The following is an 18,529-nucleotide window of genomic DNA, read 5'->3' on the forward strand; positions in this document are numbered from 1 at the left end:
GCGTCCAGGGGAGCCCGGGCCTTTGCGCGGACAGGCCACCATGGCGGGGGAAAACCGACACTCCCAGGGCCCCCGGGGCTGGCCAGCGGCCGCTTCCGCCTGCCGCCGTCATATCCCCTGGGCCCCCCGGCCGTTAGAATGGCGGCCGCTGTCCACCGCCCGCTCCCGGAGCCCCCATGCCCGTTGAAGCCCAGCCGGTAGCCACCGTCGTCGACACGACCGGTGCGCCCGGCTATCTCTCCATTCGTGACCTGCGCAAGGAATTCGACGGTTTCGTCGCCGTCGACGACGTCAACCTGGACGTGCGCAAGGGCGAGATCTTTGCCCTGCTCGGTGGCTCCGGCAGTGGCAAATCGACCCTGCTGCGCTGCCTCGGCGGCTTTGAGACGCCTACCAAGGGCAGCATCACCCTCGATGGCCAGCGCCTGGACGCGCTGCCGCCGTACCAACGGCCGGTCAACATGATGTTCCAGTCCTACGCCCTGTTCCCGCACATGACGGTCGAGCAGAACATCGCCTTCGGCCTGAAGCAGGATGGCCTGGGCAAGGACGCGATCAACAAGCGCGTCGGCGAGATGCTGGACCTGGTGCAGATGGGGCACCTGGGCAAGCGCAAGCCGCATCAGCTGTCCGGCGGCCAGCAGCAGCGCGTGGCGCTGGCGCGGTCGCTGGCCAAAGGGCCGAAGCTGCTGTTGCTGGACGAGCCGATGGGCGCGCTGGACAAGAAACTGCGCTCGCAGATGCAGCTGGAACTGGTCAGCATCATCGAATCGTCGGGTGTGACCTGCGTGATGGTCACCCACGATCAGGAAGAAGCGATGACCATGGCCACCCGCATCGCGGTGATGGATGCCGGCTGGATCCAGCAGGTCGGCAAGCCGGACGAGGTCTACGAGCAGCCGGCCAACCGCTTCGTCGCCGAGTTCATCGGTTCGGTCAACCTGTTCGACGGGGTGATCGACGAGGACCTTCCCGAGTACGTGACCGTGCGCTCGCCGCTGTTCCCTGCGCCGATCTACATCGCCCATGGCATCACCGGCTATGAAGGGCAGCCGGTCGCGTTCGCGCTGCGCCCGGAAAAGGTGATGATCGGCAAGGACGAGCCGGAAGGGCACACCAACAAGGCGCAGGGCGTGATCGAGGACATTGCCTACTTCGGCAGCCACTCGGTGTACCACGTGCGCCTGCCCAGCGGTGCCAAGGTGCTGGCCAACTTCGCCAACTCGCAGCGCTGGGCCAGCGACGGCCTCACCTGGGGTGACAGCGTGTGGGTGCACTGGCGCGACAACGACGGCGTGGTGCTGACCTCATGAGCGTCGCCGGCCTGAAGCGCTGGCTGCCGGGGCTGCGTGCCACGGTGATCGGCATTCCGTACCTGTGGCTGCTGCTGTTCTTCGCAGTGCCGTTCCTGATCGTGCTGATGATCAGCTTCTCGCTCAGCCGGGTCGGCTCGCCGCCGTACACCTGGCTGCTGCAGTACGCCGACGGCGGCTTCTCGCTGAAGCTGAACCTGGAAAACTACCTGGCGCTGTTCCGCGATTCGATCTATGCGCAGGCGTTCCTGAGCTCGATCAAGATCGCGGCGATCTCGACCTTCCTGACCCTGCTGATCGGCTACCCGATGGCCTACGCCATCGCCCGCCTGTCGCCCGCCGCGCGCAACGTGGCAATGATGCTGGTGGTGCTGCCGTCGTGGACCTCGTTCCTGATCCGCGTGTATGCATGGAAGGCGATCCTGGACCGCAACGGCCTGCTCGACCAGTTCCTGCAGTTCACCGGCCTGCAATCGCTGATGACCAGCATGGGCCTGCCCAAGCTGCAGCTGATCGACACCCCGACCGCCGCCTACATCGGCATCGTCTACTGCTATCTGCCGTTCATGGTGCTGCCGCTGTACGCCAACCTGGTCAAGCATGACCACCGCCTGCTGGAAGCTGCCTACGACCTCGGTGCCAAGCCGTGGCAGGCGTTCCTACGCATCACCCTGCCGCTGTCCAAGGCCGGCATCATCGCCGGTTGCATGCTGGTGATGATCCCGGCGATCGGTGAATTCGTTATTCCGGAAATGCTGGGTGGCTCGGAAACGCTGATGGTCGGCCGCCAGCTGTGGAATGAATTCTTCAACAACCGCAACTGGCCGGGCGCGTCGGCGATGGCAGTTGCGATGATCCTGTTGCTGCTGGTGCCGATCCTGCTGTTCAACCGTTCCCAGCAGCGCCTGCTGGAAGGGAAGCAGGCATGAGCCCGCGTAGCGCAAAGGGCCTCGGGCTGAGCGTGCTGCTGCTCGGCTTCGCCTTCCTGTACCTGCCGATCCTGTTGTTGATGTTCTATTCGTTCAACAGCTCGCGGTTGGCGATGGTCTGGGCCGGGTTCTCCACCCGCGCCTACAGCGACCTGTTCGCCGACCGCGCGCTGATGGATGCGATGTGGACCAGCCTGGTGGTGGCGTTCTGGACCGCCTGTACCGCCACCGTGCTGGGCACGCTGGCGGCGATGGTGATGACGCGCTTCAAGCGCTTCCGTGGCAAGCCGCTGTTCGGCGCGCTGGTGACCGCGCCGCTGGTGATGCCGGATGTGATCCTGGGCTTCTCGCTGATGGCGCTGCTGGCCTCTATGGGCGCGATTCCCGGCTTTCCGGCGCGCGGCCTGACCACCATCTGGATCGCCCACGTCACCTTCACCCTGTGCTTCGTCACCGTGGTGGTGTCCTCGCGCCTGCAGGAAATGGACCTGTCGCTGGAAGAAGCCGCGATGGACCTTGGCGCCAGCCGGCTGACCGTGTTCGGCCGCATCACGCTGCCGATCATCGCGCCGGCGCTGGTGGCCGGTTGGCTGCTGGCGTTTACCCTGTCGCTGGATGACGTGGTGGTGGCCAGCTTCGTCGCCACGCCGGGCTCGACCACGCTGCCGATGAAGGTGTTCGCCTCGGTGCGCATGGGCATCAGCCCGAAGATCAACGCGTTGGCCACCCTGCTGGTGTCGGCGGTGTCGATCGCCGCGGTGATCGGCTGGTACATCAACGCGCGTGCCGAGAAACGGCGCCAGCGCGACCTGCAGCTGGCACGCCAGGACAACGGCTGAGCACACGGTTTGTCGACAGCGTCGGCAACATCCGGCTCACGGCCGGCGGCGCACAATGGGGGTCTTCCAGATGGAGATCCCCCATGACCGTCGAGATTGTCGACCCGGCCACCGGCCAGGTGACCTACCGCCATGAACTGATGGGTGCTGCCGACGTCGAGCAGCGCCTGCAGGCCGCTGCCGATGCCTTCCCCGGCTGGGCCGAGCGCTCGCTGCAGGAGCGGGGGGCGATCCTCAAGCAGATCGCTGGCCAACTGCGTGCGCGCCGCGACGATCTGCAGCAGGCGATGACCCATGAGATGGGCAAGCTCAAGGCAGAGGCGTTGGCCGAGGTCGACAAGTGCGCGGCGGCCTGCGAGTACTACGCCGACCATGCTGCCGACTACCTCAAGCCGCAGCTGATCGACACCGAAGCCCAGCGCAGCTATGTGCGCTACGAGCCGATCGGCTGCGTGTTCGCGGTGATGCCGTGGAATTTCCCGATCTGGCAGGTGTTTCGTTTCCTCGCCCCGGCGTTCATGGCAGGCAACGTGGCCCTGCTCAAGCACGCCAGCAACGTGCCGCAGTGCGCCGACCTGATCCTGGCGGTATGCCGTGACGGTGGCCTGCCCGACGGCGTGTTCGATGTGTTGCATATCGACAACGAGCAGGCGGCCGAGGTGCTGCGCGACGCACGGGTGAAGGCGGTGACGCTGACCGGCAGCGAGCGGGCAGGGCGCTCGATCGCTTCCAATGCCGGCAGCCAGCTGAAGAAATCAGTGATGGAACTGGGCGGCAGCGATGCCTTCGTGGTGCTCGACGATGCCGACCTCGACAAGACCGTGGCGGCGGCGGTGAAGTCGCGCTTCGATAACAGCGGGCAGACCTGCATCGCGGCCAAGCGCTTCATCGTGGTCGAGGCGGTGGCCGATGAGTTCACCCGGCGCTTCGTGGAAGCCGCGGGCGAGCGCCAGTACGGTGATCCGGACGAGCGCGGTACCACGCTGGCGCCGATGGCGCGCGCGGACCTGCGCGACGAACTGCACAAGCAGGTGAGGGCCAGCGTGGCCAAGGGCGCGCGGGTACTGCTGGGTGGTGAGCCGATTGCGGGTACACATGCCGGCTATCCGGCGACCGTGCTCGATCAGGTCGGCCCGGGCATGCCGGCCTACGACGAGGAGCTGTTCGGGCCGGTGGCTGCGGTGATCCGTGTCGCTGACGAGGCCGAGGCACTGCGCGTGGCCAACGACACCCGCTTCGGCCTGGGCGGCAGCGTGTGGACGCGCGATCCAGTGCGCGGCGAACGTTTCGCGCAGCGCATGGAGTGTGGTGCAGCGTTCGTCAACGCCATCGTCAAGAGCGACGCGCGGTTGCCGTTCGGCGGCAGCAAACAGTCCGGTTTCGGCCGGGAGCTGGCCGACCACGGCATCCATGAGTTCATGAACATCAAGACCGTCTACGTGGCTTGATGCCGAACGGTAGTGCCGGCCGCTGGCCGGCATTGCCTGGTTGCCGGCCAGCGGCCGGCACTACCAGAAGCGGGCCATGCGCCACGACCAACGGTCGTGGCCTACCGGTTTGGTGGGTATCGATGCCCACATGCTCGGTGGGTATCGACGCCCCCCGTGCCTGGTGGGTATCGACCGTTGGTCGATACGCCCTACAACCACTTCGCGCGCTTGAACAACCGGTACAGCCCCACGCACACACCGCCCACGCCCACGATCATCAGCGGGTACGACCACGGCTCGCTCAGCTCAGGCATGTGGCTGAAGTTCATGCCGTACCAGCTGGTGATCAGTGTCGGCGCCGCCAGCAGCGCGGCCCATGCACCCAGCCGCTTGACCGTCTCGCCCTGCGCCAGCGTCACCAGCGACAGGTTCACGCTCAGCGCGGTGCCCAGCATCTCACGCAGGGTGTCGATCACATCGCTGATGCGTACTGCGTGGTCGTGGACGTCGCGGATGTACAGCTTCACTTCGTCGGGGATCAGCTCGCCCTGGTAGCGGCGCAGCTGCGCCAGCACATCCTGCAGCGGCGCCACCGCCATCCGCATCTTGTTCAGCTCGCGCTTGAGCTCGTACAGCCGCACCACCGTGCTGCGCTTGTAGGTGTCGGCGAAGATGTCCTTCTCCAGCAGCTCCAGGGTGTCGCGGAAGCGGTGCACGATCGGCAGGTAGTTGTCGACCACGAAGTCGGTCACCGCGTACAGGCAGTACGACGGGCCCATCTTCAGCAGCTGCGGCTCGCGTTCCACCCGCGCACGCACCGGGGCATAGGACAGCGACGCGCCATGGCGTACCGTCACCAGGAAGCGCGGGCCGAGGAAGGCATGGGTTTCGCCGTACTGGATGCGCTCGTCGACCATCTGCGCGGTGGTCACCACCACGAACATCGAATTGCCGTAGGTCTCGACCTTGGGCCGCTGGTGCGCGTTGCGCGCATCCTCGATGGCCAGGTCGTGCAGGCAGAACTCTTCCTGCAGTTTCAACAGCACATCGTCGTTGGGGTCGTACAGGCCGACCCAGACGAAGCCGTTGCCACTGGCAATGACATCGCTGATGGCGTCCAGGGTGATGTCGTGGCGTTTGCCCTCGTCATCGTAGTGGACGCAGTTGATGACGCAGGCGGGGTTGGCCGAGGCGGGCGCGGCAGCAGAGGCGGGCAATGACATGCCCGCCATCGTGCGTCAGGGCTGTGTTTTGGACAAGTGAGGAGTACGCCCCAGCACCCATGCCAGCGCGACGTGGACGGGCAGCAGCAGCACGATCCACTGCACGTTGTACTGTGCCTGCAGGCTCAGCCAGTGCAGTACCAGCGCGGCCACCGCCTGTACCGCCAGCAGCCACAGCACGATCCTGAACATGCGGCCCGGCACGCGACGACGCAGCAGGGCGATTGCACCCGGCAACAGCAGCACGGCCAGCGGCGAAAGCAGCAGCAGGTTGCGATTGGCCCACGCGGCGTAGTGGATGCTGAAGCCCCACAGGAACACCAGCACGCCACCAAACAGGGCGCACAGCAGCCAGAACGGCAGGGCCAGCCCGGCCAGCAGGCGCGGGCGGTTGCGCAGCGCCAGCACGCCGCCGGCCACGATCAGCCCGAGCAGCAGCCACGGCCACCAGCGGCGCGCGAATTCCTTCGGCTCCGCATCGATACGATGCGGCAGCAGTTCCTGTTCGGACTGCACCAGCGGACGGCCATCGCTGTTGCGTGCCTGGCGCAGCGCATCGGCCAGGCGCATCGGCACGAAGGCTTCCTGCCAGCGCGACAGCGGCTGGTCGGCGAACGGCCCAAGGCCGACATCGAAGCCCAGCCACATCCACGGTGCCGGCGACGCCAGGCGGACCGATTCACTGCGGTAGGTGTTGCCGCGCGAGCGCCCCGACAGCTGCGACTGCAGGCCGCCACCCAATGCCTTGTCCACCGTGTCGCGCACCATCGTGGCGCAGTTGGCGGTGTAGTAATCGTAGTGGTAGCGCGCGTTTTCCGGCTTGGCCCGCTCGGCCAGGTCGGCGGCCAGCGCACGCGCCTGGTCCGGGCGCAGGTCCAGCCACTGCACGCTGGCGCCACGGCCGGTCTCGTCGTAGTAGGACAGGTCCTGCTGCAACGGCAGCGCCACCAGGTAATACATCATGTCGCCGCGTGCGAAGCGGCTGATGAAATCGTCCTCGGACGGATCGAAGTAGCCGAAGTTGTACGAGGTTGCCTCGCCGCTGACCGGATCGACCACGACGATGGCGTCGTGGCCGAAGCGTTCGAAGAACACGGTGCCCGGCTGCATGGTCACCACGCCGATGCGCGGGGCAGGGGCTTCAGCGCTGGTCGCGGGTACGGCAGGTGTGGCTGCGACCGGCTGCGCGAAGGCGGCCAGCGGCAGGGCCATGGCCAGCACGCACAGTGCCAGCCACACCATGAGGATCAGGCCGCGGCGCTTCAAGCGTCGTCCTGCGCGTCCGGCGGCAGCACGGTCACGTGGAAGGCCTGTACCCGGCGCGCATCGGCGCGGGCCACGCGGAACATGAAGCGATCCAGCGCCAGCTCGTCACCGACTTCCGGCAGATGGCCCACGGCCTCGGTGACCAGGCCGCCGATGGTGTCGTAGTCCTCGTCGGAGAACGTCGCGCCGAAGCGCTCGTTGAAGTCGCCGATCGGGGTCAGCGCGTCGACCACGTACTGGCCGTCGGACTGGATGGCGATCTGCGCCGAGGGATCTTCAGCCTCGTCATGCTCATCGTCGATCTCGCCGACGATCTGTTCCAGCACGTCCTCGATGGTGACCAGGCCGGCGACACCGCCGTACTCGTCCACCACGATGGCCATGTGATTGCGCGACAGGCGGAATTCCTTCAACAGCACGTTGAGCTTCTTCGCTTCCGGGATCAGCACCGCCGGGCGCAGCAGCTCGCGCACGTTGGCCGGGCCGTTGTCGGCAACCACGCCGCGCAGCAGGTCCTTGGCCAGCAGGATGCCAAGGATGTCGTCCTTGTTCTCGCCGTGTACCGGGAAGCGCGAATGGCCGGATTCGACCACCTGCTTCATCAGTTCCAGGAAGGGCGCTTCAACCGGCAGCGAGACCATCTGCGAGCGCGAAATCATCACGTCTCCCACGGTCAGCTCGGCCACCGAAATGGCGCCTTCCATCATCTTCAGGGTATCGGCGGCGATCAGACCCTCTTCCTGCGCGGTGTGCAGGACAGCGACCAGCTCGTCGCGGGTATGGGGTTCGCCGGAGAAGGCGGAGGTCAGGCGTTCAAGCCAGCCGCGCTTCTTTTCACTGTGCTCCGCAGGGGAGCTACTACTGTCGTCTTCTGACATCTCTGGAAAAAAGGCACCCGGCAGGCCGGGCGTTGACCCAAGTCTAGCAGGATGTGACGGCCTGTCAGTGACTGCCGGTGGCCGGGGTTGGGGCGGCCACCGGCTCCTCCTCGGGCAGGTCCAGGCTGTAGGTGCAGCCGGCCAGGGTCTTGCCGGGGTGGGAGGCCACGGTGGAGACGCTGAGGATGATCGACTCGATCTGGGCCTCGCCGGTCTTCGGGTCGGTCACGTCGCGGCTGACCAGTTCGCGGCCGGCCATGAACTTGCCGTCCTGGTCGTAGCCGGTCTCCAATTCCAGCCGTTTGGCCAGCGGGCGTGGGTCGGCCTGGTCGAGCACCGCCATGATGCTGGCGCCGGCCACCGCCACCCGCTCGGTCTGTTGGCCGAAGACGGTGATCGGGCTGGCCAGCCGGAACTCGCTCATGAACTGGTTGCCCTGCGGCAGCGGTTGCAGGCCCTGGGCCACGGCCTTCAGCGGATCGGCCAGCAGCGGCGCCAGCGCGGCCTGCTCGGCCACGCCCTGGCGGCATTCGATCAGGGCCGGCAGGTCCAGGCTGGTGGCGAAGGCGGAGGGAGCGGCGAGGGCACAGAGCAGGGGCAGGCAGCAGCGCAGTGACACGGTCGGTTTCCGCAGGCGAAGGGCCGCCATCATAGCCCCGGCGAGCGCCGGAACAGCCCGTTGAGAAGGCGCAGGAAACCGGTCATCGCCCGCCGTACGACCATCAGTGAGAGCGTCAACATGACCGCAAGCATGGCGACCTGCATCGATTGCCCCGCGATGCGCGCCACCGCCGGCCACAGGCCCGGGCTGGTCAGCCAGGGCATCAGTTCCACTGCCGCGGTCCTGGCCACTTTCATGTAGATCACAGCCAGCACGAACAGCACCAGCAGCGAGGTACGGCTGGCGTGGAAGAACGGGAGTGCGTTCACGGAGCGGCCCAGGCGGCGGTGCACGATCATCCGCCACAGGAGCGGAAGGGTCAGTGCACCCACCAGCGTCAGCACCATCGACGTTTCAAGCAGACCGGGGAGATGGGCCGGTTCCAACCGTCCGCTGAGGTGCGGGCCGATCATGCCGATCGCCAGCCCGGCCAGCAGGCACACGGGCGAGAGCAGGGCCAGGCTGCGCAGCAGCCAGTGCCTGCCGCTGGGTTCGTGGGCGCTGATGCGGCGCACGGCATACGCGCCCAGCACCAGCAGCATGGCGAACAAGGTGGCGCCGATCACAAACATCATTGAGCCGTTTCCCGAGGTCATCCTTGTTCCTCTCGTGTTCCTGGCGACGGGCGGTGGCCCGCTCAGCGCTCGCCCGCGTATGGATCGTCGATGCCCAGCTCGGCCAGGATTTCCCGCTCCAGCTGCTCCATCGCCTCGGCTTCCTTGTCGTCCTCGTGGTCCCAGCCGAGCAGGTGCAGCACGCCGTGCACGGTCAGATGCGCGTAATGGGCATTGAGTGCCTTGCCCTGTTCGTCGGCCTCCCGTGCCACGACCGGAGCACAGATCACCAGGTCACCCAGCAGCGGGAACTTGACGCCCTTGGGCAGGCCTTCGGGCACTTCGGCCGGGAAGCTGAGCACGTTGGTGGCGTAGTCCTTGCCGCGGTAATGGCGGTTCAACGACTGTCCTTCCTTGGCATCGACCACGCGGATGGCCAGATCGGCCTCGCGGATGCGGCCCTTCAACGCGGCGGCCACCCACTTGCGGAAGCTCACTGCCGCCGGCAGGCCGGCGCGCGGCAGGGCATAGCTGACGGCGACGTCCAATCGCACGGGACCACGGGTCATGGAGTTGCTCCAGGTTGGATCTGATGCAGGTCGCGGCGGTCGTACGCGCTCACGATGCGCGCGACCAGCGGGTGGCGGACCACATCACGGGATTCGAAGAAGGTGAAGCTGACGCCCTCGACCTCACGCAGCACGTCGATGGCGTCGCGCAGGCCGGACTTCACGTGCTTGGGCAGGTCGGTCTGGGTCAGGTCACCGGTGACCACCGCAGTGGAACCGTAGCCCAGGCGGGTCAGGAACATCTTCATCTGCTCGATGGTGGTGTTCTGTGCTTCGTCCAGGATCACGAACGCATCGTTGAGCGTGCGGCCGCGCATGTAGGCCAGCGGCGCGATCTCGATGACGTTCTTCTCCAGCAGCTTGACCACCTTTTCCACGCCCATCATCTCGTACAGGGCGTCGTACAGCGGTCGCAGGTAGGGATCGACCTTCTGGCTCAGGTCGCCGGGCAGGAAGCCCAGCTTCTCGCCGGCCTCCACCGCCGGGCGCACCAGGATCAGGCGCTGCACCCGCGATTCGTTCAGGGCTTCGACTGCGCTGGCTACGGCCAGGAAGGTCTTGCCGGTACCGGCCGGGCCGATGCCGAAGTTGATGTCGTGGGTGGCGATCTGGTGCAGGTAGCGGCCCTGGTTGGCGCCGCGGCCGCGCACCGTGCCGCGCTTGACCTTGATCGCAACCTCCTGCGCTTCGTAAGAGCGCTCGGCGATCTGCTCGACATTGGCCTGCGCCAGGCGCAGGTGGATGGCATGGTTGTCGAAGGCCGTTTCGCCGGCTTCGGCGTACAGCGCTTCAACCAGCTTCTGCGCCTCGACGATGGCTTCGTTGGGGCCGCTGATGCGGAACACGAAGCCACGATTTGCGATCTCCACGCCGAGCTTCAGCTCGATCTGGCGCAGGTGCCCGTCGAAGGGGCCGCACAGGTTGGCCAGTCGCTCGTTGTCTTCCGGCGACAGGGTGAAGTCTCGATGATCGATGCTTTTCATTGCTTGGGGTGGGGCTGACGCCTTCCACCGCAGTGTATTCAGGGAGGACAAGGGTAGCGCGCGTGCGGGGCACACGGCCAGCAGACGGTCGATACAGCGTTTTCCACACGCGGTGTGGACGGGGCACGCGGAAACCTGTGGATAGACCTTCGCAATGCTTGTGCCACAAGGCCCATGAGGTCCTGGTGAAAAAAGCGTCATGGTCGCCGGTCGCTACGGCAGCACTGCCACGGGTGGCCTGCGCGGGGGGCATTCATCGTGATGGCAGTGCAGGTTTCGTTGCCGGGCGAGCAACAGCGCCGGGTCCTGCCGGATTTCCACAACGGTTGTGGAATGATGCCGAATCAACCTGTGGATAGGTGGTGCGGAGCCTTGCAGCAAAAGGCTTGCCCACGCGTGGTGAAAAAACCGTCAGGGCTGATTGGAATCATTGAGGGTGCACGGGGCACATGGCACCGTGTCGCCGTCGCAGGAGGGGATGGCATGGGCATCGGCAACGGGATGCGTGGAATCGGACTGGCGGGCATCGGCCTGCTGGTGGGGTGTGGGCAGTCAACGCCGACTGCGCTGGGCACGCTGGAGTGGGACCGGATCACGGTGCCGGCACCGGCGGCCGAAGTGATCGCCACGGTGGAGGTGCGCGAGGGCCAGCAGGTCAAGGCCGGGACCGTGCTGATGCAGCTGGACCCGGCGCGGGGAGACGCGCAGTTCGCCGCAGCGCAGGCTGATACGGCGCGTGCGCAGGCGCAGCTGGAAGAACTGCAGATCGGCCCACGCCAGGAGCAGATCGCTCAGGCCCAGGCACAACTGGCCGCGTTGCGCGCACAGGCTGCCGAAGCAAGTGCCTATTCCCGACGGGTCCAGCCGTTGGCGCAGCAGCGCCTGATCGCCGCCGCCGAACTGGATCGCGCACGTGCCGCCGCCGGCAATGCCGAGGCCAGCGTGCGTGCCGCCGAACAGGCCTGGCTGGAGCTGGTGCATGGCAGCCGCGCGCAGGACATCGCCCAGGGCCAGGCCGCCGCCGAAGCCGCACAGGCACAACAGGTAGTGCAGGGGGTCAACCTGCAGAAACTGCAGCTGCGCGCGCCACGCGATGGCGTGGTCGATGCCTTGCCGTACCGGCAGGGTGACCAGGCCCCCATCGGCGCACCGCTGGCGGTGATGCTGGTCGGCGAGCGCCCCTATGCGCGTGTCTACCTGCCGCAACCGCTGCGTCTGCAGGTCACCGTCGGGCAGGCCGCGCAGATACAGCTGGAAGGCGGCAACACCGTGCTGAAGGGGCATGTACGTGCGATCCGTAGCGAACCATCGTTCACGCCGTACTACGCACTGACCGGCGATGACGTCGAACGGCTGAGCTATCTGGCCGAGATTGAAGTGGACGGGAACAGCGACATGCAGAAACTGCCAGCGGGTCTTCCGGTACAGGTGCGCTTCTGAACACCGGTGCGGACATCGCGGTGCATGCGCAGGGCCTGACCCGCCGCTTCGGCGAGCTGCTGGCCGTGGACAACGTCGACCTGACCGTACCGCGCGGACAGGTATACGGTTTTCTGGGCCCGAACGGGTCTGGCAAGTCGACCACCATCCGCATGCTGTGCGGCCTGCTGGAACCCAGCGCAGGGCAGATCGAGGTGCTGGGGTTGGCGGTTCCCGAGCAGGCCGAAGCGCTGCGCCGACGCATCGGCTACATGACCCAGCGCTTCTCGTTGTACGAAGATCTGTCGGTGCGCGAGAACCTGGAGTTCCTCGCCGCCATCCAGGACCTGCCGCGCGCACAGGCCCGGCAGCGGGTCGACGAACTGCTGCAGCAATACCGGCTGCAGGACCGCCAGCCACAACTGGCTGGCACGCTCAGTGGTGGCCAGAAGCAGCGCCTGGCCCTGGCCGGTGCCGTGGTGCATTCGCCCGAACTGCTGTTCCTGGACGAGCCGACCAGTGCGGTCGATCCCGAATCGCGCCGCGATTTCTGGGAAGCCCTGTTCGAGCTGGCCGATGCCGGTACGACGGTGCTGGTGTCGACCCACTACATGGACGAGGCCGAGCGTTGCCACCGGCTGGCGATCCTCGATCGAGGCGCGCTGGTGGCCGATGGCACGCCGGCCGAACTGTGTGCACGGCTGGACGGCCGCACGCTGCAGGTCACCTCGACGCAGCCGCGCCAGGCCAGCCGCGCACTGTCTGAGCTGCCCGGCGTGCTGAGCGTGGCGCAGATCGGCACCCAGCTGCGGGTATTGTGCAGCGAGGATGTCGCGGACGCCGCCGCATTGCGGCGCGCGCTGGCCAGCGCCGATCCGCAGGCCCGCATCGAGGCGGTGGCACCGAACCTGGAAGACGTGTTCGTGGCGGCCACCCGCGGCCGTGGCCGGGAGCCGGCGGCATGAACCTGCGCCGCCTGTGGGCGATCATGCTCAAGGAGCTGCGGCAGCTGCGCCGCGACCGCATCACGCTGGCGATGATCGTCGGCATTCCGGTGATGCAGCTGCTGCTGTTCGGCTACGCGATCAATCTCAACCTGCGCCATCTCAACGCCGGTGTCGCCGACCAGGCCAACAGCGCGGCGTCACGCGCGCTGGTGCAGGACATGGTCGCCACCGGCGTGATCACGCCGCGCAGCGAGGCGTACACGCCCGATGAACTGATGCAGGCGCTGCGCCGTGGCGAAATCAGTGTCGGCATCGTGGTGCCGGCCGACTTCGAGCGTCGTCGCTTCGATGGACGCGAGGCGGTACAGGTGCTGGTCGACGGCAGCGACACCGTGGTACAGAGCGCAGCGATCCAGCTGGCACAGGTGCCGCTGGATACGCGACCGGCCAGCAACACGCGGCCGCTGCGCGAAGGCAGCATCGCTGGTGGTCCGATCAGCGTGACCAGTTTCTACAACCCGCAGCGGCGTTCGGCGGTGAACATCGTGCCGGGCCTGATCGGGGTGATCCTGACCATGACCCTGGTGATGTTCACGGCCGTAGCGGTGGTGCGCGAACGCGAGCGCGGCAACATGGAACTGCTGATCGCCACACCGGTGTCGCGCAGCGAACTGATGGTCGGCAAGGTGCTGCCCTATGCGGCCATCGGTCTGCTGCAGACCACGCTGGTATTGGTGCTGGGCACCTGGCTGTTCCAGGTGCCGATCCGCGGCAGCCTGCTGGACATCTATCTGGCCGCGGTGCTGCTGGTGCTGGCCAACCTGGCGCTGGGCCTGCTGATCTCAACGCGCGCGCGCTCGCAGTTCCAGGCGATGCAGATGACGTTGTTCCTGTTCCTGCCGTCGATCCTGCTGTCGGGCTTCATGTTCCCGTTCGCCGGCATGCCGCGGCCGGTGCAGTGGCTGGCCGAAGTGCTGCCGCTGACCCACTTCCTGCGCCTGGTGCGCGGCATCATGTTGCGTGGCGCCTCGCTGTGGGAGCTGTGGCACGATGCGCTGGCGCTGCTGGCCTTCATCGTGGTGATGATGACTCTGGCGATCCTGCGTTTCCGCAAGCGCCTGGATTAGGGCATGCCATCCGGTAGTGCCGGCCGCTGGCCGGCATCAACTCCGGTGGGTGCCGACCGTTGGTCGGCACACCCTAACCTTATTCCGCCACCACCCGCGCGCGCAGCGAATTGGTCAGCGCTTCGGTGATCACCACGTCCACGAACTGGCCGATCAATCGTGCCGGCGCCGGGAAATTCACCGAACGCATGTTCTCGGTTTTGCCGGTCAGTTCGTTCGGGTTCTTCCGCGAAGGACCTTCCACCAGCACCGTCTGCACGGTACCGACCATCTTCTCGGAGATGCCGGCGGCATGCGCATTGATGCGTTCCTGCAGGCGCGACAGGCGCGCGTGCTTCTCGGCATCGCTGATCGTGTCCTCCAGATCCGCAGCCGGTGTACCCGGGCGACGCGAATAGATGAAGGAGAAGCTGTGGTCGAAGCCGATGTCCTCGATCAGCTTCATGGTCTTCTCGAAATCGGCATCGGTCTCGCCGGGGAAGCCGACGATGAAGTCCGAGCTGATCGAGATGTCCGGGCGCACCGCGCGCAGCTTGCGGATCTTCGACTTGAATTCCAGTGCGGTGTAGCCACGCTTCATCGCCGACAGCACGCGGTCGCTGCCTGCTTGTACCGGCAGGTGCAGGAAGTTGGCCAGCTGCGGCACGTCGCGGAACGCGTCGATCAGCGAATCGCTGAACTCCAGCGGATGCGAGGTGGTGAAGCGGATGCGGCCGACGCCATCGATCTCGGCGATGGTGCGGATCAGCAGGCCGAGGTCGGCGAACTCGCCGTCCCCATAGGGCCCACGGTAGGCGTTGACGTTCTGGCCGAGCAGGTTGATCTCACGCACGCCCTGTGCAGCCAGCTGCGCCACCTCCACCACCACGTCCTCGAACGGGCGGCTGACTTCGGTACCGCGGGTGTAGGGCACCACGCAGAACGAGCAGTACTTGGAACAACCTTCCATGATCGAGACGAAGGCCGAAGCACCTTCGGCGCGTGGCTCGGGCAGGCGGTCGAACTTCTCGATCTCAGGGAAGCTGATGTCCACCTGCGGGCGCTTCTGCTCGCGCCGTGCACGGATCAATTCCGGCAGGCGGTGCAGGGTCTGCGGGCCGAACACCAGGTCGACGAACGGCGCGCGCTTGATGATTGCCTCGCCTTCCTGCGAAGCGACGCAGCCGCCCACGCCGATGATGACCTCGCGGCCCTTGTTCTTCAGGCTCTTCCATACGCCCAGCTGGCTGAATACCTTCTCCTGCGCTTTCTCGCGGATGGAGCAGGTATTGACCAGGATGACGTCGGCGTCGTCCGGGCTGTCGGTCAGTTCCAGCCCATCGCTGGCGGCAAGCACGTCGGCCATCTTGGCCGAGTCGTACTCGTTCATCTGGCAACCGTGGGTCTTGATGTACAGCTTGCCTTTCACCTGGTCGGGCTTGCGCGGACCGGCGGGCAGGGCAACGAGCGGGGTACCGCCCGGCGTGGCGGGCGGAAAGACGTCTGGCGTCCCGGTCATGGCGCTTAATCCATTCGGGTGGCGGGAAAGCGGGCAATTCTACCCGCATCCCAGCGCGCGCGCCGGCCCAGTAGAGCCAGGCCATGCCTGGCTGCTTTCCGTCCCGCAGGCACGGCGGGCGGGTCATGCACGCATGGCGTGGATCTACTGGAATTCCGGGTCCCCCCCGGTAGCGCCCGGCCGCGCCCGTCGGCATGCCTCAGGCCGCTGCCAGCTCCGCATCGATCTGCCGCGAACGGTCGAAAGCGGTCATCGCACTCATCCGTGCAATGTAATCAGCCGTTGCCGGCGCCGGCTGCACCAGGCCAAAGGCGGTGGTCCAGGCCAGCGCATTGCCCCACAGCACGTCGGCGGCGCTCATCGTCTCGCCGAGCAGGTACGGCCCCTGCGCCAGCTGGGCTTCGATCACCTGCAGCACCGTCTCCGCGTCGTTGTAGGGCGACATCAGGCGCGGCGGCGGCTCGCGATGCATCGCCTTGTCGATCATCGCCGGCTCGAAACAGGCGCCGTAGAAGGCCATCCAGCGCAGGTAGGGGCCGCGCAGGGCGTCGCCGATCGGCGGGGCCAGCCCGGCTTCCGGGTACAGGTCGGCCAGGTACAGGTAAATCGCCACCTGCTCGGTCACCAGTGCGCCGTTGTGGACGATGGCCGGCACCTTGCCCATCGGGTTGATGGCCAGGTAGGCCGGGGCCAGGTTGGCGCCGGCCTTCAGGTCCAGCACCTGCATGCGGTAGTCGGCACCCAGCGCTTCGAGCAGGGCCACGGCGCCGCTCGAGCGTGAACGGGCGGCGTGGTACAGGTTGATCTGGCGGGATGTCATGGCATTGCTCCTTGCGGTGGGTGGTGAACTGGAGCTCATCCTGGGGCACTATTGCGGACGACTTCTGTCCTCGATCCTTCATGCGCCATGCCGCCCATCGACTGTTGCGCCTGATCGCCCTGCTGCAGGCCCGCCGCCAGTGGTCCGGGGCCGAACTGGCCGAGCGCATGGGTGCGGACCGGCGCAGCATCCGCCGTGACATCGAGCGCCTGCGCGAGCTGGGTTACCCGGTACAGGCCTCGGCCGGCGTTGGTGGCGGCTACCAGCTGGGGTCCGGCGCGCCGGTGTTGCCGATGCTGCTGGACGAGGAGGAGGCGACCACCCTGGCCATCGCGCTGCGTGCGGCCTCGGCCACCGTCGCCGGGATCGACGACACCGCGCGTGGCCTGCTGTCCAAGCTCGACCCGCTGGTGCCGGCCCGCCGTCGCCAGCAGGCAGGCGAGGTGCATGCAGCGACGGCTACCCTGTCCGATCTTCCGTCAACCGATGCACGCCTGCTGGGCCGGCTGGCCCTGCATTGCCGGCAGGCGGCGCGGCTGGCCTTCGAGTACCGCAGTGCGCAGGACGCGGTGACCCAGCGCGAGGTCGAGGCCCAGCATCTGGTCAATTACGGGCGGCGCTGGTACCTGCTGGCCTGGGATCTGGGCCGCCAGGACTGGCGCACCCTGCGCGTGGACCGGATGGGCGCGGTACGCGAATGCTCCGAGCCGGGCATGCACCGACGCACCCCGGCACCGCCGGATGTAATGGTGCGGCAGGCAGTCAGCCAGGCCCCGTTCGCGCTGCAGGCGATCCTGCGCCTGGCCGGCAGCCGCGCCGAGCTGGAAGGGCGCATTCCGCCCTGGTGCGGGGTGCTGGAGGCGGACGGCGCCGAGCACTGCCTGCTGCGCATGGGTGCTGAGAGCCGGGGCATGATGCTGGCGCAGATCCTGAGCCTGGACCGCGTGCCGGTGGCGCTGTGGACCACGCCGCCAGGCCTGCGCGACGAACTGGCCCAGCGCCTGGCCGGGCTGGGCCAGGTGCTGGCTGTGCCGCCGGTCACAGGCTGAGCCACATCGCTTGGCAAGCCCCGGCGAAGCTGGGACACTCGCCGCCATGAAGGGGATACTGGGGACAACGGCGATCATCATCGCTGCGCTGACCGCTGCGCCGGCCAGCGCCGGAACCCTGTACAAGTGCCAGGGTCCTGACGGCGTCACCAGTTATGTGAGCAAGCGGGTGGCGGGTGCGCGCTGCAGTACCATCAGCTACAGCCGCGACCCCCGTCCGGCGCCGCGCCCGGTGGTGGCCGCGCCAAGGCCGACGCCGACCGCAGTGGCCAGCATCGAACGCAATCCGGTGGCCGTTGCCGCCAGCGCCGCAACGCCGGCAACGGTCGCACCTGCGTCCGTACCCGCATCCGCACCCGCAGCTGCTCCAGCACAGCCGGTCGCCCTGCGCGCCGGACGCATGGTCAGCGGCCAGGTCTATTCCTTCATGAAGGACGGCGTGCGCCACTACACCAGTGCGCGCCCGACCCAGGTCGCCAATCTCGGCCCGGTGCGGACCATCCGCTACAGTTTCATGGAGCGCTGCTACGCGTGCGGGGTCAATCCACGCGTGGACTTCGGCACCGTGCGCCTGAACACCTCGGCCTTCCAGGCCGAGATCACCTCGGCCGCGCGCGAGTTCGGCGTGGAAGAGGCTGTGGTGCGCGCGATCATCCACGCCGAGTCGGCCTACAACCCGACCGCGCTCAGCCGCGCGGGTGCGCAGGGCCTGATGCAGCTGATGCCGCCGACCGCTGCCCGCTTCGGGGTCAGTGATTCCTACGATGCCGGGCAGAACATCCGTGGCGGCGTGCAGTATCTTGCGTGGTTGTTGAAGCGCTTCAATGGCGATCTGACTCTGGCGGCGGCGGGCTACAACGCCGGCGAAGGCGCGGTCGACCGCCATGGTGGCGTACCGCCCTACAGCGAAACCCAGTACTACGTGCGCCGGGTCGGGCAGCTGGCCGAGCGTTACCGCACCGCATTGACGCACCAGTAGTGCCGGCCGCTGGCCGGCAACCCCTGGGCAATGGCCGGTACCGAC

The 18,529-nt window shown here is 67.0% G+C and carries 18 protein-coding genes; 9 read left to right on the plus strand and 9 right to left on the minus strand.

Translation table 11 applies throughout. The annotated features are described in order from the left end of the window. The first annotated feature begins 176 nt into the window (after positions 1–176). The 4 genes from ACZK45_RS06860 to ACZK45_RS06875 all read left to right on the plus strand — a co-directional run bounded on the left by ACZK45_RS06860 (position 177) and on the right by ACZK45_RS06875 (position 4,529). Complete coding sequence (locus ACZK45_RS06860; protein WP_110711760.1) at positions 177–1,313, plus strand: ABC transporter ATP-binding protein; 1,137 nt, start codon at positions 177–179, stop codon at positions 1,311–1,313. Further along, positions 1,310–2,242 (plus strand): ABC transporter permease subunit, encoded by a 933-nt coding sequence (locus tag ACZK45_RS06865; protein ID WP_032130238.1) that lies wholly within the window; start codon positions 1,310–1,312, stop codon positions 2,240–2,242. The genes ACZK45_RS06860 and ACZK45_RS06865 overlap by 4 nt, the downstream gene beginning before the upstream one ends. After that, a complete protein-coding gene (locus ACZK45_RS06870) occupies positions 2,239–3,081 on the plus strand; it encodes an ABC transporter permease subunit (protein ID WP_478445621.1) in 843 nt (280 codons plus the stop codon). Before ACZK45_RS06865 ends, ACZK45_RS06870 begins: the two co-directional genes overlap by 4 nt. 83 nt (positions 3,082–3,164) lie before the next feature. After that, a complete protein-coding gene (locus ACZK45_RS06875; RefSeq protein ID WP_478445622.1) occupies positions 3,165–4,529 on the plus strand; it encodes an NAD-dependent succinate-semialdehyde dehydrogenase in 1,365 nt (454 codons plus the stop codon). Between the two features lie 191 nt (positions 4,530–4,720). On the opposite strand, the gene ACZK45_RS06880 is transcribed toward ACZK45_RS06875, so the two are convergent. The 7 genes from ACZK45_RS06880 to ACZK45_RS06910 all read right to left on the minus strand — a co-directional run bounded on the left by ACZK45_RS06880 (position 4,721) and on the right by ACZK45_RS06910 (position 10,645). Beyond that, positions 4,721–5,743 carry a magnesium and cobalt transport protein CorA gene (locus ACZK45_RS06880; protein WP_012510579.1) on the minus strand — a complete coding sequence of 341 codons (1,023 nt, stop codon included), beginning with the start codon at positions 5,741–5,743 and terminating at the stop codon, positions 4,721–4,723. A 6-nt stretch (positions 5,744–5,749) separates the two neighbouring features. Further along, positions 5,750–7,000 (minus strand): lipoprotein N-acyltransferase Lnb domain-containing protein, encoded by a 1,251-nt coding sequence (locus ACZK45_RS06885; RefSeq protein ID WP_478445623.1) that lies wholly within the window; start codon positions 6,998–7,000, stop codon positions 5,750–5,752. Further along, complete coding sequence (locus ACZK45_RS06890; RefSeq protein WP_005408827.1) at positions 6,997–7,878, minus strand: HlyC/CorC family transporter; 882 nt, start codon at positions 7,876–7,878, stop codon at positions 6,997–6,999. Before ACZK45_RS06890 ends, ACZK45_RS06885 begins: the two co-directional genes overlap by 4 nt. A gap of 64 nt (positions 7,879–7,942) precedes the next feature. Next, entirely contained in the window at positions 7,943–8,527 is a 585-nt protein-coding gene (locus ACZK45_RS06895) for a hypothetical protein (protein ID WP_478445624.1), read from the minus strand. Then, positions 8,527–9,135, minus strand: a complete 609-nt coding sequence (locus ACZK45_RS06900) for a hypothetical protein (protein ID WP_346484996.1) — start codon at positions 9,133–9,135, stop codon at positions 8,527–8,529. The genes ACZK45_RS06895 and ACZK45_RS06900 overlap by 1 nt, the downstream gene beginning before the upstream one ends. Positions 9,136–9,176: 41 nt before the next feature. Then, positions 9,177–9,662 carry an rRNA maturation RNase YbeY gene (gene ybeY, locus ACZK45_RS06905; RefSeq protein WP_005408831.1) on the minus strand — a complete coding sequence of 162 codons (486 nt, stop codon included), beginning with the start codon at positions 9,660–9,662 and terminating at the stop codon, positions 9,177–9,179. Beyond that, positions 9,659–10,645 (minus strand): PhoH family protein, encoded by a 987-nt coding sequence (locus ACZK45_RS06910; RefSeq protein WP_478445625.1) that lies wholly within the window; start codon positions 10,643–10,645, stop codon positions 9,659–9,661. Before ACZK45_RS06910 ends, ybeY begins: the two co-directional genes overlap by 4 nt. Positions 10,646–11,128: 483 nt before the next feature. Here ACZK45_RS06910 and ACZK45_RS06915 point away from each other — a divergent pair, with 483 nt between their 5' ends. The 3 genes from ACZK45_RS06915 to ACZK45_RS06925 are packed head-to-tail and all read left to right on the plus strand — an operon-like array spanning position 11,129 to position 14,138. Then, positions 11,129–12,085 carry an HlyD family secretion protein gene (locus ACZK45_RS06915; protein WP_478445626.1) on the plus strand — a complete coding sequence of 319 codons (957 nt, stop codon included), beginning with the start codon at positions 11,129–11,131 and terminating at the stop codon, positions 12,083–12,085. A 20-nt stretch (positions 12,086–12,105) separates the two neighbouring features. Then, entirely contained in the window at positions 12,106–13,029 is a 924-nt protein-coding gene (locus ACZK45_RS06920; protein ID WP_049399907.1) for an ABC transporter ATP-binding protein, read from the plus strand. Further along, on the plus strand, positions 13,026–14,138 hold the full coding sequence (locus tag ACZK45_RS06925; protein ID WP_478445627.1) for an ABC transporter permease: 1,113 nt from the start codon (positions 13,026–13,028) through the stop codon (positions 14,136–14,138). Before ACZK45_RS06920 ends, ACZK45_RS06925 begins: the two co-directional genes overlap by 4 nt. Positions 14,139–14,217: 79 nt before the next feature. Here ACZK45_RS06925 and miaB read toward each other — a convergent pair whose 3' ends face one another. Both miaB and ACZK45_RS06935 read right to left on the minus strand, forming a co-directional pair. Then, a complete protein-coding gene (gene miaB / locus ACZK45_RS06930) occupies positions 14,218–15,636 on the minus strand; it encodes a tRNA (N6-isopentenyl adenosine(37)-C2)-methylthiotransferase MiaB (RefSeq protein ID WP_125893521.1) in 1,419 nt (472 codons plus the stop codon). Between the two features lie 199 nt (positions 15,637–15,835). Next, complete coding sequence (locus ACZK45_RS06935; RefSeq protein ID WP_478445628.1) at positions 15,836–16,456, minus strand: glutathione S-transferase family protein; 621 nt, start codon at positions 16,454–16,456, stop codon at positions 15,836–15,838. A gap of 80 nt (positions 16,457–16,536) precedes the next feature. Here ACZK45_RS06935 and ACZK45_RS06940 point away from each other — a divergent pair, with 80 nt between their 5' ends. Both ACZK45_RS06940 and ACZK45_RS06945 read left to right on the plus strand, forming a co-directional pair. Then, positions 16,537–17,505 (plus strand): helix-turn-helix transcriptional regulator, encoded by a 969-nt coding sequence (locus tag ACZK45_RS06940; protein ID WP_478445629.1) that lies wholly within the window; start codon positions 16,537–16,539, stop codon positions 17,503–17,505. Between the two features lie 46 nt (positions 17,506–17,551). Then, positions 17,552–18,484 carry a lytic transglycosylase domain-containing protein gene (locus ACZK45_RS06945; RefSeq protein ID WP_346485008.1) on the plus strand — a complete coding sequence of 311 codons (933 nt, stop codon included), beginning with the start codon at positions 17,552–17,554 and terminating at the stop codon, positions 18,482–18,484. Positions 18,485–18,529 lie beyond the last annotated feature (45 nt).

The organism is Stenotrophomonas sp. 63632_Sma, assembly GCF_056482875.1.